This is a genomic window from Erwinia sp. INIA01, assembly GCF_025947915.1.
Taxonomy (GTDB): Bacteria; Pseudomonadota; Gammaproteobacteria; order Enterobacterales; family Enterobacteriaceae; genus Erwinia; species Erwinia coffeiphila.
Window position 1 is genome coordinate 522,710 of the sequence record NZ_JAPDNC010000003.1, and the last position, 17,110, is coordinate 539,819.

General features: G+C 55.1%; 15 protein-coding genes. 10 read left to right on the forward strand and 5 right to left on the reverse strand.

Features of this window, described 5'->3' with window-relative positions:
• Positions 1-192 precede the first annotated feature (192 nt).
• From aroK to trpS, 7 genes are all read left to right on the forward strand, one after another.
• The gene (aroK, locus tag OMR58_RS07845) at positions 193-714 is read left to right on the forward strand and encodes a shikimate kinase AroK (protein ID WP_105594039.1); all 522 of its coding nucleotides are present in this window, start codon (positions 193-195) and stop codon (positions 712-714) included.
• A gap of 53 nt (positions 715-767) precedes the next feature.
• Positions 768-1,856 (forward strand): 3-dehydroquinate synthase, encoded by a 1,089-nt coding sequence (gene aroB / locus OMR58_RS07850; protein WP_200560892.1) that lies wholly within the window; start codon positions 768-770, stop codon positions 1,854-1,856.
• A 100-nt stretch (positions 1,857-1,956) separates the two neighbouring features.
• Complete coding sequence (locus OMR58_RS07855) at positions 1,957-2,940, forward strand: SPOR domain-containing protein (RefSeq protein ID WP_200560891.1); 984 nt, start codon at positions 1,957-1,959, stop codon at positions 2,938-2,940.
• 122 nt (positions 2,941-3,062) lie between these two features.
• Positions 3,063-3,881, forward strand: coding sequence for an adenine-specific DNA-methyltransferase (gene dam, locus OMR58_RS07860; RefSeq protein WP_200560890.1), 819 nt, complete (start codon positions 3,063-3,065; stop codon positions 3,879-3,881).
• An 85-nt stretch (positions 3,882-3,966) separates the two neighbouring features.
• Positions 3,967-4,653, forward strand: a complete 687-nt coding sequence (gene rpe, locus OMR58_RS07865; RefSeq protein ID WP_105594035.1) for a ribulose-phosphate 3-epimerase — start codon at positions 3,967-3,969, stop codon at positions 4,651-4,653.
• Positions 4,637-5,314 (forward strand): phosphoglycolate phosphatase, encoded by a 678-nt coding sequence (locus OMR58_RS07870; RefSeq protein WP_200560889.1) that lies wholly within the window; start codon positions 4,637-4,639, stop codon positions 5,312-5,314. The genes rpe and OMR58_RS07870 overlap by 17 nt, the downstream gene beginning before the upstream one ends.
• A gap of 16 nt (positions 5,315-5,330) precedes the next feature.
• The gene (trpS, locus tag OMR58_RS07875; protein ID WP_105594033.1) at positions 5,331-6,335 is read left to right on the forward strand and encodes a tryptophan--tRNA ligase; all 1,005 of its coding nucleotides are present in this window, start codon (positions 5,331-5,333) and stop codon (positions 6,333-6,335) included.
• Between the two features lie 46 nt (positions 6,336-6,381).
• Here the strand turns inward: trpS and cysG are convergent, their stop codons facing one another.
• The 4 genes from cysG to tsgA form a co-directional block, all read right to left on the reverse strand.
• Positions 6,382-7,743, reverse strand: a complete 1,362-nt coding sequence (gene cysG / locus OMR58_RS07880; RefSeq protein WP_264545635.1) for a siroheme synthase CysG — start codon at positions 7,741-7,743, stop codon at positions 6,382-6,384.
• Between the two features lie 67 nt (positions 7,744-7,810).
• Positions 7,811-8,158, reverse strand: a complete 348-nt coding sequence (gene nirD, locus OMR58_RS07885; protein ID WP_264545636.1) for a nitrite reductase small subunit NirD — start codon at positions 8,156-8,158, stop codon at positions 7,811-7,813.
• Positions 8,155-10,689, reverse strand: coding sequence for a nitrite reductase large subunit NirB (gene nirB, locus OMR58_RS07890; protein WP_264545637.1), 2,535 nt, complete (start codon positions 10,687-10,689; stop codon positions 8,155-8,157). Before nirB ends, nirD begins: the two co-directional genes overlap by 4 nt.
• A 276-nt stretch (positions 10,690-10,965) precedes the next feature.
• A complete protein-coding gene (tsgA, locus tag OMR58_RS07895) occupies positions 10,966-12,150 on the reverse strand; it encodes an MFS transporter TsgA (protein WP_105594029.1) in 1,185 nt (394 codons plus the stop codon).
• Positions 12,151-12,425: 275 nt separating this feature from the next.
• On the opposite strand from tsgA, the gene ppiA reads away from it, so the two are divergent.
• The 3 genes from ppiA (at position 12,426) to argD (ending at position 15,012) form a co-directional block, all read left to right on the forward strand.
• The gene (gene ppiA / locus OMR58_RS07900; protein ID WP_264545638.1) at positions 12,426-12,998 is read left to right on the forward strand and encodes a peptidylprolyl isomerase A; all 573 of its coding nucleotides are present in this window, start codon (positions 12,426-12,428) and stop codon (positions 12,996-12,998) included.
• Positions 12,999-13,131: 133 nt separating this feature from the next.
• Positions 13,132-13,707 (forward strand): aminodeoxychorismate synthase component II, encoded by a 576-nt coding sequence (locus OMR58_RS07905; protein ID WP_264545639.1) that lies wholly within the window; start codon positions 13,132-13,134, stop codon positions 13,705-13,707.
• Positions 13,708-13,794: 87 nt separating this feature from the next.
• Positions 13,795-15,012: a bifunctional acetylornithine/succinyldiaminopimelate transaminase gene (argD, locus tag OMR58_RS07910; RefSeq protein WP_105594026.1), complete on the forward strand. Its 1,218-nt coding sequence runs from the start codon at positions 13,795-13,797 to the stop codon at positions 15,010-15,012.
• On the opposite strand, the gene OMR58_RS07915 is transcribed toward argD, so the two are convergent.
• The gene (locus OMR58_RS07915) at positions 15,009-17,087 is read right to left on the reverse strand and encodes a YccS/YhfK family putative transporter (RefSeq protein WP_264545640.1); all 2,079 of its coding nucleotides are present in this window, start codon (positions 17,085-17,087) and stop codon (positions 15,009-15,011) included. The two genes, argD and OMR58_RS07915, sit on opposite strands and share 4 nt — an antisense overlap.
• Positions 17,088-17,110 lie beyond the last annotated feature (23 nt).

Consider the following 17,110-nt stretch of genomic DNA (forward strand, 5'->3'; position numbering starts at 1 on the left):
ATGAAGCGGACTGAAACGTGCCAGATTACTGCGTGCAATGAGCAAGGTAAATTTAATCGGTTGCCAAAACCCCTTCAGTGTTGAGATAATTTTTCGTCTGACTCTCGCACTTTAGCTCATGAGGTTTCAGTTCATGTCCTGTCTGGTTTAGGCGGGGTATCATCCACGAATTGTCTTAGTAATACCGAAAAAATGGCAGAGAAACGCAATATCTTTCTGGTTGGGCCTATGGGTGCCGGCAAAAGCACTATTGGGCGTCAGTTGGCTCAGCAACTCAATATGGAATTTTTCGATTCCGATCAAGAAATTGAGCGACGTACCGGAGCGGATGTAGGCTGGGTTTTCGACGTTGAAGGCGAAGAAGGCTTCCGCGATCGCGAAGAAAAAATTATCAATGAACTCACTGAAAAGCAGGGCATTGTGCTGGCGACAGGTGGCGGTTCCGTCAAATCTCGTGAAACGCGCAATCGTCTTTCTGCTCGCGGTGTTGTCGTTTATCTTGAAACCACGATCGAGAAGCAGCTGGCACGGACACAGCGCGACAAAAAGCGCCCACTGTTGCAGGTTGATTCTCCACCCCGTGAAGTGCTTGAAGCATTAGCTGGCGAACGCAATCCAATGTATGAGGAGATTGCCGACGTGACAATTCGCACTGACGATCAGAGCGCGAAAGTGGTGGCTAACCAAATTATCAATATGTTGGAAAAGAGCTGATTAATGCTCTGATTGTTCGCCTGCGGGCAAAGCAGAAAAGGTGATACAGCGTCATGGAGAGGATTACCGTTACTCTTGGGGAACGTAGCTACCCCATCACTATCGCCGCCGGGTTGTTTGCAGATCCGGCTTCTTTTTGGCCGCTTAAGGCTGGCGATATGGCCATGCTGGTGACAAACCAAACGCTGGCCCCTCTTTACCTTGATGCAATGCGTAAGCGCCTTGAAGAGGCTGGCGTGGTTGTCGATCAGGTTATCCTGCCCGATGGCGAACAGTTTAAAAGTCTGGCCGTTATGGACCAGGTCTTCACCGCACTGTTAGAAAAACCTCATGGCCGCGATACGACCCTCATCGCACTGGGTGGTGGTGTTATTGGCGATCTGACGGGATTTGCCGCAGCCAGCTATCAGCGTGGCGTGCGTTTTATCCAGGTCCCTACCACACTGCTGGCACAGGTAGACTCTTCCGTTGGCGGTAAAACCGCTGTTAACCACCCGCTGGGCAAGAATATGATTGGGGCGTTTTATCAGCCCGCTGCCGTGGTGGTTGATCTGGATTGTCTGAAGACGCTACCGTCACGTGAGCTCTCTTCCGGACTGGCGGAAGTGATCAAATATGGCATCATTCTTGACGGTGAATTCTTCAACTGGCTGGAAGATAATCTGGATGCGCTACTGGCACTGGATGGCAGCGCAATGGCGTACTGTATTCGCCGCTGCTGCGAGCTGAAAGCCGAAGTGGTTGCTGCCGATGAACATGAACACGGGCTGCGGGCGCTGCTGAATTTAGGCCACACCTACGGTCACGCGATTGAAGCGCATATGGGTTACGGTAATTGGTTACATGGTGAAGCAGTCGCTGCCGGAATGGTGATGGCGGCACGAAATGCCGAACGTCTTGGGCAGTTCGACCCGGCTGATACCGATCGTATTATCGCACTGTTGCAGCGTGCCGGATTACCGGTCAATGGCCCTGAAAGTATGGCTGCTGAAGACTATCTGCCGCATATGATGCGCGATAAGAAAGTGCTGGCAGGTAAACTGCGCCTGGTGCTGCCTCTCGCTATCGGTAAAGCCGAAGTGCGCAGCGGAGTACCTCATGATATGGTGCTGGCATCCATTCAGGATTGCCAAAAGCCTTGACTCATAATGTTATTATCAGATCGGCCTGATGGCTGCTATTCTGAAGTTATCGCCTTTCAAAGGACGTGAATGGCGTAACCGCTCTATGGGAGGAGGCTAAATGGACGAGTTTAAACCGGAAGACGAGTTAAAACCTGACACCAGCGACCGCCGACCACCGCGGTCGCGCAAAACGTCTTCACTACCGAAAGTCCCGGTTTCACGTCAGCATATGATGATGGGCGTGGGTATTCTGGTGCTGCTGCTCCTGGTGCTGGGTATTGGTTCAGCGCTGAAATCCCCTGATGCACCGAGCGGCCAGACGGCTCAGCAGCCTGCTGCCGGTGGGAGTTCAGGTGGTGAGAAAAATATCGATCTTTCCGGTACGTCTTCCATGAGTGGGCAAACTGCTGGCCAGCCGAACGCCGCTGGTCAAACGTCGTCCCCGCAGGAACTTAGCGCTCCGCAAATTTCATCGACGCCGACTGAAGCCGCGCCGTTGCAGACACCGCAGAATCAACAGCGGGTTGAGCTGCCTGGTGACCTTAACAACGCCCTGAACAATCAGCAGGGGCAGGTTGATGCGGCTTCTCAGGCCGGGATCGGCTCGTCTTCGTTGCCTACCGGGCAGGCCACTGTTGGGGGTTCCGGCAGCAAACCTGCTGCGACCAAAACTGCCAATGTTCCGCATCAAAACGCCGTGCCGCAGAATAAACCTGCTGCCGTACACAGCAAACCTTCAGCAGCTAAGCCGGTAGTTAAGGAGAGTAAGCCTTCCGCGACCGCCAGCCATAGTGCTGTACCGCGAGCTCAAACGCCGACCAGTGTTTCCAGTGCGGCCAAACCCGGTGGTAACTATACGTTACAACTGAGCAGTGCCTCGCGATCTGACACGCTAAATGCGTGGGCGAGAAAACAGAACCTGAGCGGTTATCACGTGTATCAGACAACACGCAACGGACAACCCTGGTATGTCCTGGTGAGTGGTTCTTATAATACGTCCGCTGATGCGAAACGCGCAGTGGCATCACTGCCTGCTGAAGTACGTGCTCAGAATCCCTGGGTAAAACCGGTTAGCCAGGTTAAAAAAGAAGCAGGGCATTAATCCCGTGCCGGGGTAACCCGGCTAATCACGAAGTGTGAGTGTGTGACGACACGCAGACCTTTTAAAGCGCAGATATGCTGTCGGTGTAGCCACAGCCTGATGAGTAAAAAATTAACGACGGCATGAAAAAGAATCGCGCTTTTCTTAAGTGGGCAGGCGGCAAGTATCCATTGCTTGACGATATTAGACGCCATCTGCCAGAAGGTGATTGCCTGATCGAGCCGTTTGTCGGTGCCGGATCGGTATTCCTTAACACCCACTATCCAAGCTATATCCTTGCTGATATCAATAGCGACCTGATCAATCTGTACAATATCGTCAAGGAGCGTCCCCAGGCTTTTGTTGAGGATGTGCGTAAGCTGTTTACAATTGAGTCGAATGACTCAGTCGTCTACTACGCCAGGCGACAGGAGTTCAACCTCAGCCAGGACCCGTATCGCCGGGCGATGCTGTTTCTGTATCTTAATCGTCACTGCTACAACGGCCTGTGTCGGTATAACCTGCGCGGCGAATTCAACGTGCCGTTTGGCAGCTATCGTAAACCTTATTTCCCTGAAGACGAGTTGTTCTGGTTTGCCGAACGTGCGCAGAACGCCACCTTTGTTTGTGAATCTTATGATGTTACCCTGGCTAAGGCGAAGACGGGCTCGGTAGTCTATTGCGATCCGCCGTATGCCCCTTTGTCGGCTACCGCTAAGTTTACGGCTTATCACACGAACAGCTTCAGCCTGCGCGAACAGCAGCATCTTGCGGAGCTGGCTTCTACGCTGTCGCAGGACAGTAATATTACGGTGCTGATTTCTAACCATGATACGCCGCTCACGCGGAACTGGTATCAGGGAGCGGTACTGCATGAGATTGAGGTACGCCGCTCGATTAGCCGCAGTGGCAACACGCGGAGTAAAGTGAGTGAATTACTGGCGCTCTATACTGGCCGGTGAACAACAATGATCTGACCCTTTGGCCCGAGCAGCAGTCGCATCGGCTGCCGCCACGGCTATCAGGGGTTTAGCCTGGGAGAAACGGATGAAACAGTTTTTAATCGCCCCATCAATCCTTGCCGCAGATTTTGCCCGCCTGGGTGAAGATACGGCGAAGGCGCTGGCTGCCGGTGGTGATGTGATACATTTCGATGTGATGGATAATCATTACGTTCCCAACCTGACGATGGGACCGATGGTCTTAAAAGCCCTGCGCGATTATGGCATTACTGCGCCGATCGATGTGCATCTGATGGCTAAGCCGGTCGATCGTCTGATCCCTGATTTTGCCAAAGCGGGTGCTAACTACATCACCTTCCACCCTGAAGCCTCTGAACACGTCGATCGCACGCTGCAGCTGATCAAAGAGCACGGCTGTAAAGCGGGCCTGGTACTGAATCCGGCTACACCACTCAGCATTCTTGAGTACGTGATGGATAAACTGGACATCATTCTGCTGATGTCGGTAAATCCTGGCTTCGGCGGCCAGTCGTTTATTCCCGGCACGCTGAACAAGCTGCGTGAGGTTCGTAAGCTGATTGACGACAGCGGCTACGATATCCGCCTTGAAGTCGATGGTGGCGTGAAGGTCGATAACATTGGCGAAATTGCAGCGGCCGGTGCCGATATGTTTGTGGCCGGTTCAGCAATTTTTGGTCATCCCGATTACAAGAAAGTGATCGACGATATGCGCACTGAACTGGAAAAATCCCGCCATGGCTCATTTCACTGATATTCGCGCACTGGCATTCGATCTCGACGGTACGCTGGTAGACAGCGCACCAGGGCTGGCGAGCGCGGTCGATGCAGCTTTAATCGAGCTGCAGCTTCCTGCCGCAGGGGTTGAGCGTGTTGCGACCTGGATTGGTAACGGTGCAGACATTCTTATCGAGCGCGCCCTGAGCTGGGCGCAGGGCCATGCCCCGCGTGAAGAGGCGCTGCGTGAAGCGCGTATTCTGTTTGATAAGCATTATGCCGACACCGTAGAAAGCGGCAGCCTGCTCTATCCCCATGTGCAGGAGACGCTGGCGAAGCTGGCGGCACAGAATCTGCCGATGGCGATCGTCACGAATAAACCGACGCCGTTTGTCGCACCGCTGTTGCAGTCTTTAGGTATAGCGGACTACTTCTCGCTGGTTATCGGCGGAGATGACGTCGCCGCCAAAAAACCGCATCCTGCGCCGCTGTTTATGGTGTTGGGAAAATTTGGTCTGCTACCCGGTGAGTTGCTGTTTGTAGGGGATTCTCGCAATGATATTCTGGCGGCACAGGCGGCAGGATGTCCCTGTATCGGCATGAATTACGGCTACAACTACGGTGAGCCCGTGGCCGCCAGTCAGCCTGACATCACGCTCGATCACTTTAACGATTTAATGCCCGCGTTAGGGCTGTAATTATCAGGACGGAAACATGAGTAAACCCATTGTATTTAGCGGCGCACAGCCTTCAGGTGAACTGACCATCGGTAACTATATGGGAGCGCTGCGTCAGTGGGTACAGATGCAGGATGACTATCACTGTGTTTACTGCATCGTTGACCTGCACGCGATCACTGTACGCCAGGACCCCGTAGCGCTGCGTAAGGCAACGCTGGATACGCTGGCGCTATATCTTGCCTGTGGGATCGACCCACAGAAAAGCACTATCTTTGTGCAGTCGCACGTGCCGGAACACACTCAGCTGGGCTGGATCCTTAACTGCTATACCTACTTCGGCGAACTGAGCCGTATGACCCAGTTTAAGGACAAGTCCGCGCGCTATGAAGAAAACATTAACGCCGGGCTGTTTGATTATCCGGTGCTGATGGCGGCAGATATTCTGCTGTATCAGACCAACCAGGTGCCGGTGGGTGAAGATCAGAAGCAGCATCTGGAGCTGAGCCGTGACGTTGCCGCACGCTTTAACGCCATCTACGGTGATATCTTCAAGGTTCCTGAGCCCTTTATTCCGAAATCAGGTGCGCGCGTGATGTCGCTGCTGGAACCGACCAAGAAAATGTCCAAATCTGATGACAACCGTAATAACGTCATCGGCCTGCTGGAAGATCCGAAGTCGGTGGTGAAAAAAATTAAGCGTGCGATGACCGATGGCGATGAGCCACCTGTCGTACGTTACGATGTGAAAAACAAACCGGGTGTCTCTAACCTGCTGGATATTCTGGCGGGCGTAACCGGTAAGTCCGTCTCCGATCTGGAAAAAGAGTTCGACGGTCAGATGTATGGTCACCTGAAGGGGGCCGTAGCGGATGCGGTATCCGGTATGCTGAGCGAGCTGCAGGAGCGCTATCATCGTTATCGCAACGATGAAGCCTTCCTCGATCAGATTATGCGTGACGGTGCGGCGAAAGCCCGTGCCCGCGCGCAGGAAACCCTGAAAAAGGTTTACGCTGCCGTCGGTTTCGTCGCCCAGCCGTAATCCTGAATATAAAAACGGGTGGCTTCCCGCCACCCGTTTTTGTTTGTCAGAACCAGTTCAGCTTCTCGCGCAGTGCCACTACCTCGCCGACGATAATCAGCGCCGGGCTTTCCACTTCTTCAGCCAGTTCAGCCAGCTCAGCCAGTGAACCCGTGACCACACGCTGTCGCGTTGACGTGCCGTTTTCTACCAGTGCCACCGGCATCTCCGGTGACATACCGTGTGCGATCAGCTGCTGACGTATTTCTGCCGCCTGGGCCAGCCCCATGTAAAAGACCAGGGTTTGCCGCTCTGCGGCCAGATGCCGCCACTCCAGCTCGCCGTTTTGCTGCAGGTGGCCGGTGACCAGCCGTACGCTCTGTGCGTAGTCACGGTGGGTCAGCGGAATGCCGCTGTAGGCCGAACAGCCCGATGCGGCAGTGATACCTGGCACCACGGAGAAGGGGATATCGGCCCCCTGTAGTGCCTCCAGCTCTTCCGCTCCGCGGCCAAAAATAAACGGGTCGCCGCCTTTGAGACGAACCACCCGTTTGCCGCTTTGCGCCTGCTGGAGCAGGATCTGGTTGATTTCGTGCTGGGGTACGCAGTGGTGCCCCGCGCGTTTACCGACAAAGATGCGCTCAGCATCGCGCCGCGCCAGGGCCAGCACCTCATCGGACACCAGCCGATCGTAAACCACCACGTCGGCCTGCTGGATCTGTTGCAGTCCTTTCAGGGTTAGCAGCCCGGCATCACCCGGACCAGCGCCGACCAGCACCACTTCGCCCCGCTGCTCCAGCGGTTCGTTAAATAACTGTTCGCTCAGCCGCTCTACCTGCTGGCTGTCGCCGTTGGCCAGCGACTGCGCCAGCCGCTGGTGGTTAAACAGTTTTTCCCAGAAGCGGCGGCGCTGCCCGCTGCTGAACTGCTGTTTTACTCGCTGCCGCTGAGCACCGCCCCAGGCTGCAAGCCTGCCAAGATGCAGAGGCAGCAGGGCTTCCAGCTTTTCACGCAGCATCCGGGCCATGACCGGTGCATTCCCGCCGGAAGAGACGGCGATCATCAGCGGAGACCGATCGATAATCGACGGCATAATGCAGCTGGCGCTCTGCGGCGCATCGACTACGTTGCAGAACATCCGCCGCGCGTCGGCACTCTGGCTGACCCGCTGGTTCAGCGCCTCATCGTCGGTGGCGGCAATCACCAGCCAGCAGTCATCCAGCAGCGACGGGCTAAACGGATCGGTAATCAGCGTGGCTTTACCCGCCTGCTGCCAGAGCTGGAACTGCGGTGAAAACTCACGGGCGCAGACGCGCAGGAGGGCACCGCTCGCCAACAGCAGATGGGCTTTACGCTCGGCGACGTCGCCACCGCCAACCAGCAGGCAGGGTTTATCACGCAGCTGACAGAACAGAGGAAGAAAATCCATAAAGACTCACAAAAGAAAACGGCAGGATGGCCGCATGCGAAGGTGCGTGCGGCCGGTAAGGGATGTGTCAGGCGGCGGAGGTTTCCGCCGCAAGGTTTATCTCAATCATTCCGTGACTGATCCGAGCCGGATAGCTCGGAACTGAGTGGCCTTCATCTTCCATGCACAGGCCATCGCGCAGACGGAAACGCTGTTTTTTCAGCGGACTGGCCACCCACAGCTCCTGCTGGTGCTCGGCGATGATACCGCGCGACAGCACGCTGGCGTGGGCAAACGGGTCGATATTGCTTAACGCGAACACCTGCTCATCTTCACCCGGGCGGAAAATGGCAATCTGCTGGCTACCAACCATCGCGCAAACGCCGGTTGCGGGCAGAATACTGGTCAACGGGCAAATCTCCTGCCACTGGCTCATACATTTTCCTCCAGTTGGATAATCTCAATGCGTTCCTGCACCCGAGCAGGACGATGCTGTTCGCGCTCCGGCACCATCTGCACCAGTGGATCGCGCATGCTGCTGTTAACAAAGTGGGCAAAGCGAGCGCGCTGCTGCGCATCATTAACCGTTTCAGTCCACTCGCAAACCACCTGTGCGCGCAGACGATTGATTTCTTCTTCCAGCTGCGCGTTGATACCCAGTTTGTCGTGAATCACCACCTGCCGCAGATAGTCGATACCGCCTTCCAGATTATCCAGCCACACCGAAGTGCGCTGAAGCTTATCGGCGGTACGGATATAGAACATCATAAAGCGGTCCAGATAGTGCATCAGCGTATCGCGGTCGAGATCGGCAGCCAGCAGGTCGGCATGGCGAGGCTTCATGCCGCCGTTACCACAGACGTAAAGGTTCCAGCCTTTTTCGGTGGCGATAATCCCCACGTCTTTACCCTGTGCTTCGGCACACTCGCGGGTACAGCCGGAAACGCCGAATTTCATCTTGTGCGGCGTACGGATGCCTTTGTAGTGATTTTCCAACTCGACGCCGAAGCCGACACTGTCGCCGACGCCGAAACGACACCAGGTGCTGCCCACGCAGGTTTTCGCCATACGTAGCGCTTTGGCGTAGGCGTGGCCGGTTTCAAACCCGGCGGCAATCAGCTGCTCCCAGATGGCCGGCAGATCGTCCTGCTGTGCGCCAAACAGGCCAATACGCTGTGAGCCGGTGATTTTGGTGTACAGGTTGTACTGACGGGCAACGTTGCCGATCGCCATCAGGCCCTCTGGCGTAATCTCGCCACCCGCCGAGCGAGGGATAATCGAGTAGGTGCCGTCCTTCTGAATATTACCGAGGAACAGGTCGTTACTGTCCTGCAATGGCGTATGTTCCGGCTTCAGCACATATTCATTCCAGCAGGATGCCAGCAGCGATCCCACCGTTGGCTTACACACTTCGCAGCCGTAGCCTTTGCCATATTTGTTAATCAGTTGATTAAACGACCGGATGTTATTGACGCGGATCAGGTGATACAGCTCCTGGCGTGACCACGGGAAGTGTTCGCACAGATGATGGTTTACCTCGATGCCCTGGCGGCTCAGTTCGGCATTCAACACCTGAGTAATCAGCGGGATACAGCCGCCGCAGCCGGTGCCGGCTTTGGTCTCCGCTTTCAGCGCGGCAACGCTGTGGCAGCCATTTTGTACCGCCTGCACAATTGTGCCTTTGGTGACATCAAAGCAGGAGCAGATCTGCGCGCTGTCCGGTAACGATTCAACGCCAATCGACGGTTTTGCTCCGGCGTGCTCAGGCAGGATCAGGGCATCCGGATTGGCCGGCAGTTCGATCGCATTCAGCGTCAGCTGCAGCAGGTTGCCATAGTCGCTGGTGTCGCCTACCAGCACCGCGCCCAGCAGCATTTTGTTATCCGCGCTGACGATCAGGCGTTTATAGACTTCTTTACTCTCATCGAGATAAACGTAGCTGCGTGCGCCGGGCGTCCGACCGTGGGCATCGCCGATACCGCCCACGTCCACGCCCAACAGCTTGAGTTTGGCACTCATGTCCGCGCCTTCGAAGTGGCTGCTGCCGCCTAACAGATGGTCGGCGGCGATTTGCGCCATTTTATAGCCCGGTGCGACCAGACCATAGACATGCTCACGCCATGAGGCACATTCGCCGATGGCATAGATATCCGCATCGCTGGTCTGGCAGCTGTCGTTAATCACCACGCCACCGCGCGTACCGGTGGCCAGATTGCACTGTTTCGCCAGCGCATCCTGCGGGCGGATGCCGGTAGAGAAGACGATAAAATCGACCTCAAGCTGGCTGTCATCGGCAAACTGCAGGATTTTACCTCTCGGAACATGGTGCACAATCTGCCGGGTATTTTTCCCGGTATGCACCTGCACGCCGATGCTCTCGATTTTACGTCTTAGCTGCTCGCCGCCCATGCGATCGAGCTGTTCGGCCATCAGCACCGGGGCAAATTCGATAACGTGGGTTTCAATACCGAGGTTTTTCAGTGCGCCAGCGGCTTCCAGGCCCAGTAGGCCGCCGCCGACGACCGCACCGCGTTTACTGCGGCGGGCACAGGCTTCAATGCCGTTCAGATCTTCAATTGTGCGGTAAACGAAACAGTCTGCACCTTCCGCGCCGGGGATCGGCGGCACCCACGGACGAGATCCGGTAGCCAGCACCAGCTTGTCATAGGGCACCAGGCGGCCGCTGTTGGCGTGAATCACTTTTTCTTCGCGGTTAATCAGGATAGCGCGTTCACCAATCAGGATATTGATGCCGTGCTTCTGATAGTAACCTTCCCGCACCAGCGACAGCTCTTCGGCGGTGTGGTGAGAGAAGTAAGCGGAAAGGTGGACCCTGTCGTAGGCCACGCGAGGTTCTTCGCAAAAGACAGTGATCTCAAACTGTCCGGGCTGTGACTTTTCCACCAGTTCTTCGATCAGGCGGTGGCCGACCATACCGTTGCCAATGATGGCGAGTTTGATACTCATGCTTTGCCTCATTAATAAGATTCTGATCGTACGATAACCTCTCGGATATCGAGGTTATTGATGTGTATCAATCCCCCCCGGCAAATACCCATTAGTGGGTAGGCGGCAGAAAAAATGTTAGCTACATAACATTATGAAATCATAGCTTTTATGATTTTTAACGTGAGAGGAAAGTCGGTCGGGTATTGAGGGGGGTTAACGGATGATTTACCGGAATGACATATAAAAAAAGCCGGTGCACAGGCACCGGCTTGTTAGCTGCATTAAGGTCGAGAATTAATGCGAGTTCATATGGCCATGCAGCTTGTGCTTGCTGACGAAGCCCAGCAGCAGACACATCACAAACACCACCGCGTACAGGCCGTTAGCCGTTGCCAGCGCTGCGTGAGCGCCGCCTTTTTCCACGATAGGGCCGGTGACCACGAAGGTCAGCATGGTTCCTACGGTGCCGCAGGTCAGAATAAAGTTCACCAGTTTTGGTGAAGAGACTTTGGTCTGCAGGGAACCCAGGGTGATGATGGTGGTGTAGATCGCGCTGGAGAAGAAGCCCAGGCTCAGCATGATCCATTTCAGCATTGAGGCGTCGGTGGTAGTGATGAACCAGTACATCAGCGCGGTAGCCAGCAGGGCCAGCAGGGTGACGATACGCTGTGGATCGAAGAAGCGCAGGATGGCGCTGAACGCCCACATGCCAACCATATAGGCGGTCCAGAAGTTGCCCACCAGACTACCGGCCTGGCCGATATCCATGCCCATGCTTTTGGTTGCATACTGAGGAACCCAGCCGATAAAGCCCAGCTGGCCGAGGATATAGCACAGAGCGGCCACCGCGAGGAAGCCAACACCCACGCCCCATTTTTCTTTTTTGACCGGCTCGCCGCTGGCCGTTTTTTTGCCCAGTACCGGGAATTCAAAGCACAGCGCCAGAACAAAGATCGCCACGTAGATCACGCCGATGCACACGTAAACCCAGTACCACGGCAGCGCACGCGCCAGCAGAGCGGCAGCGATAATCGGGAAGATAGTACCGGCCATGCTGAAGAAGGAGTCGGTAAACAGCAGGCGTGAACCGCGCTGGCGTCCTTCATAAAGATGGGTGATCAGGAAGGTACCGATCGACATGGTAATACCGCTCACCACGCCCAGCACGAACATGCAGAGCGAGAACACGCTCAGGCTGTGGCTGGTCATCAGCCCCAGTATCGCCAGAACCATCAGCACGAAGCCAAACATCAGCTGACGCTTCAGCGGCACGATTTCCATCAGCCAGGCGTTAAGGAATACCGCCAGCAGGATCCCGGCGTTGAGGAATGTAAAGGTGTTGCTCATCTGAGCCACGGGAAGCTGGAAGTACTCTGCTATATTCTCCAGTACCATACCGGTAACGATAACCACTGCACCGGTCAACGCATAAGAGAAGAAGCTGATCCAGGTAAGTCCGATTCGATCGCGATTTGTCATTGTGGAAACCTGTCTGGAAGGAAGTTCCTCAGGCGAAGTACCTGAGATATGCCGTAGGAGTTTAACCATATTCGTGATCTGCATGAATATTTAATGAAATAATAATTTTCGAATTTCATTGTTAGTGTGATTTTTGTCACATTTATTCATCAGACAGCCCGTTCTACCGTGATTTCTTCCTGAGTAAATAAAGGTAAAACGCTGGCGCGTTGGTAAGTGCCTATTTACAATCAGCGTTGTATTTATGGCTTATTGCCCTCAGTAAGGAATATTTCATGTTGAAACGTACTTTGACCGCGGTGGCGGCAGTTCTCGCACTGTCATCGATCTCTGCTTCTGCATTCGCCGCGAAAGGGGATACACATGTACTGCTGACCACTTCAGCAGGTAGCATTGAGCTGGAATTGAATAATCAGAAAGCCCCTGTTTCGGTAAAAAACTTTGTTGATTACGTCAACAGCGGCTTTTACAACAACACCACATTCCATCGTGTGATCCCGGGCTTTATGCTGCAGGGCGGTGGCTTCACCACTGACATGCAGCAGAAGCAGCCTAACGCTCCGATCAAAAATGAAGCGGATAACGGCCTGCTGAACAAACGCGGTACCATTTCTATGGCGCGTACATCAGAAAAAGACAGCGCAACCAGCCAGTTCTTTATTAACGTGGCGGATAACGCCTTCCTTGATCACGGCCAGCGGGACTTTGGTTACGCGGTGTTTGGTAAAGTGGTTAAAGGTATGGATGTGGCTGATAAGATTGCCCAGGTGCCAACCCAGAATGTTGGTCCTTACCAGAATGTGCCGGTGACTCCGGTGGTGATCCTCTCCGCCAAAGTTCTGCCATAAGCTTATGCACTGTGCCTGAATCGGTCTGCGGGGCTGGTTCAGGTTTTTGCCTCATCTTCTCTACCGTAAAGAAATAAGCGAAACGGTGTAAAATCCGTAAAATAGCGGCGTAAATCGTTTACCGGAATTCGCCATGCTGCTGCTTATCGACAATTACGACTCCTTCACCTGGAACCTCTACCAGTATTTTTCTGAACTGGGCACCGACGTCATCGTTCGCCGTAACGACGATATTACGCTGGCTGAAATTGCCGCTCTGGCCCCTCAACATCTGGTTATCTCCCCCGGCCCGTGTACGCCCAACGAAGCGGGTATCTCACTGGCGGCGATCCGTCATTTCGCCGGTCAGGTGCCCGTGCTTGGTGTTTGCCTGGGGCATCAGGCAATCGCCCAGGCGTTCGGTGCCAAAGTGGTTCGTGCTCGCCAGGTCATGCACGGTAAAACTTCGGCCATTGAGCATAACGACGGCGGCGTTTTTGCCGGGCTGAATCATCCGCTGACCGTCACCCGCTATCATTCACTGATTGTAGAGACCGGGACGCTGCCGGATGAATTTGAGCTGACGGCCTGGACGCTGCGCGACGGCCAGCCGGATGAAATTATGGGTTTTCGCCACCGTACGCTGCCGCTGGAAGGCGTGCAGTTCCACCCGGAAAGTATCCTAAGCGAGCAGGGGCATCAGCTGCTGGAAAATTTCCTGCGCTACTGAGTTAGTGTTTGCCTTTTTTTGATTTTTTATGCATATTTCATGACTATATTTTCACATTAATGCAAAGATTAAACGGCGAGGTGGTTGATGGCAGCGGAAAAATTAGCGGTAACGCGGGCAACATTCGATGAAGTGATTTTGCCTGTTTATGCACCAGCGCAGTTCGTTCCGGTAAAAGGAAAAGGGAGCCGCATCTGGGATCAGGAAGGGAAAGAGTACGTCGATTTCTCCGGTGGTATTGCGGTAACGGCGCTCGGTCACTGCCATCCGGCACTGGTTGAAGCGCTGAAAACCCAGGGTGAAACCCTGTGGCATACCAGCAATGTCTTCACCAACGAACCTGCCCTGCGCCTGGCCAGCAAGCTGATTGCTGCTACCTTCGCCGAGCGCGTGTTCTTTGCTAACTCCGGTGCAGAAGCCAACGAAGCGGCATTCAAGCTGGCGCGCTATTACGCTACCCAGCGCCACAGCCCGTTTAAAAGCAAGATCATCGCTTTCCATAACGCCTTCCATGGCCGTACGCTGTTTACCGTTTCCGTCGGTGGACAGCCGAAGTACTCCGACGGCTTTGGGCCGAAGCCTGCCGACATCGTCCATGTGCCGTTTAACGACCTGGCGGCGGTCAAAGCGGTTATCGACGATCACACCTGCGCCATCGTGGTGGAGCCGATCCAGGGCGAAGGCGGCGTAACGCCTGCGACTCAGGAATTTATGCAGGGGCTTCGTCAGCTGTGTGATGAGCATAATGCGCTGCTGGTACTGGATGAAGTACAGAGTGGAATGGGCCGCAGCGGCAAGCTGTTTGCCTATGAACATTACGGCGTGAAGCCGGATATCGTCACCACGGCGAAAGCGCTGGGCGGCGGCTTCCCGGTGAGTGCGATGCTGACCACCAACGAGATCGCATCGGTGATGGCCCCTGGCGTACACGGCACCACCTACGGCGGTAACCCGCTGGCCTGTGCGGTAGCGGAAGCGGCGCTGGATATTATCAATACCCCAGAGGTGCTGGACGGCGTGGCGCAGCGGCGTCAGCTGTTTGTTGATGCCCTGCAGGCGCTGGATGCCAAACTGGATCTGTTCAGCGAAATCCGTGGAATGGGGCTGCTGATCGGTGCCGCGCTGAAACCGCAGCATGCCGGTAAAGCGCGCGACATCCTGAATGCCGCAGCGGCTGAAGGGGTGATGGTGTTGGTAGCCGGTACGGACGTGATGCGCTTTGCACCATCGCTGGTTATCGATCCTGCGGATATTACCGAAGGGATGAAGCGCTTTGCGGCAGCGGTAGAAAAAGTTTTAGGCTAGGGCGACTTGCGTAAACGCCGGGACAGCCAGCGGCCCTGATGCGGGCGCTGGCTCCAGGTCAGTGACGAGATAGTGTGCATGGTGCTGAGGTGGCCGAGAATACGCTTCACGTGCCGTTCCAGGATGGTCACCGGCCCCTGATGAAAATCTTCCGGCGCTTCCAGTACGTTGCTGTCTGAGCTGGGTCCATCATATTCCAGGCGCTGCTGGCAGCGTTGCAGTGCGATTTCGCACGACTGCAAATAGCGCTGTGCCAGTGATTCCGTGAGCATGGTGTGCTCGCGCGCCAGAATCGTCATGGCATTAATGTGTTCGACAATAAACTGGCTGTGGGTCACCCACAGCTGCATATCCTTCAGATAGCTGGCATTAAAGTTTGGTTCCTGCATCGCCTGATGCAGTGAGTTAAACAGCGCGTTGTGGGCCTGATTGACCCGCATCCTCTGCCAGGCCAGTTTTGCCGGTTCCTGTTCCTGTCCCAGCAAAAGCTGCAGTGCTTCCTGATAGGCTTCCAGCGCATCGTGGGCATTCTGCCTTAACAGCCCGCTCTGCCACTGCGGCCACAGCCAGATCATCCCACCAAAGGCAATCAGACAGCCAATTAGCGTATCCATCAGGCGCGGTATCAGCAGCTGCACACCGTTGAGCGACAGCAGTTGCAGCGTGAATACTGTGGTAATGGTAAAGCCGATCGTGGCCCAGCCATAGAATTTACGGATAAACAGATTACCGATTAGCGTCAGGGCCAGCATAACCAGCAGCATCACCGATTCCGGTGCGTGCAGGCGCAGCATAACGGCGGCAATGACCAGTCCGGCCAGGGTTCCCATTGCCCGGTGCTGAATGCGAACCCGAGTGGCACCGTAACCATTGAGGCTGACGAACATGACCGTCATCAGTATCCAGTAGGGCTTGGGCAGATTAAAAAACAGCGCCAGCGAGCTGGCAAAGGCAAGCATCACTCCATAGCGTGCGGCGCTGCGCAGGCCCGGAGATTTCAACGACAGGTAGCTCTTCAGCGCCGGGATCAGCGGTAACCGGCGCTGACGATCCGCCATCAGATCGCGTCGATACAGCGGCCGCTGGGTGCGGAGCACACGGGCGATGCGGCTGAAATGGTAATAGCAGAAATTCCCCACCGGATTTTCTTTATTCTGCCGGGAGATTTTCTCCAGTGCCTGCAATGGTTTATCCATGGTGAAACGTTCAGGATAGCGATGATAGAGAATGTCATCGGCCAGCACTCGCAGCCGGGCAGCAATGGTTTGTGCATTCCAGCGGATCACCGCTTCGGCGTGGCTCTGTTCCACCAGCTTTTGCACTTCTTCCGGCTGATGCAGGCTGACGGAAATGTGTTCCTGTAGATCCAGTGCCACCTGAAAGGCCCGCGTTAGCCGCTGATAGTGGTTATCCTGGCTGGCGGCCAGCATATACATCTGCTGATAGCAGGTATTAATTAAATCCACCGCTTTCTGCTGGCGTGCCAGCAGCGGCGGGAGGGCCGTCTGCGGGTCGGTCAGCCGGGTCAGCAGCGTATATTTCGCCTCGCAGTAGTCGGCCAGCTCGCGATACAGCAGGCTAAGCGTTTCACGCATCGGCTGCTCTTTCCACAGGCGGAACCACAGCCAGTTAAACAGCCCGTACCAGATGGTACCGAGAATATAGAGCAGCGGCGGTTGCCAGAGGGGAACTCTTCCGGCAAGGCTGAGGGTAAAAATGGCGGCAATGAGCGAGGCGGGCAGCAGACGGCCATGCAGTGGACTGATTTCCGCAGTGACGCCCAGCATCAGTGCCATCACCAGCATGATGATCGGCAGCGGTACGCCCTGTTCCCCGGCATACAGGATCATAAAGCTACAGAAGGCAAACAGGCTGCCGCCGATAATCAGGCGCTTGAAAAAACGTTTATGGGGAGTATCAAGACCGGCGTTGTTACAGCAGGCGGGAACCAATGAGAAGAGTAAACCCTGTCGAAGATCGCCTAACAGCCAGCCAACGGCTATCGGCAAGCACAGCACCAGCGTTTGCCGCAGTGCATAGTTCACTTCAGGGTGATAGATGATTCTCCGCCACATGCCCAATACCACAGAAAAAAAGG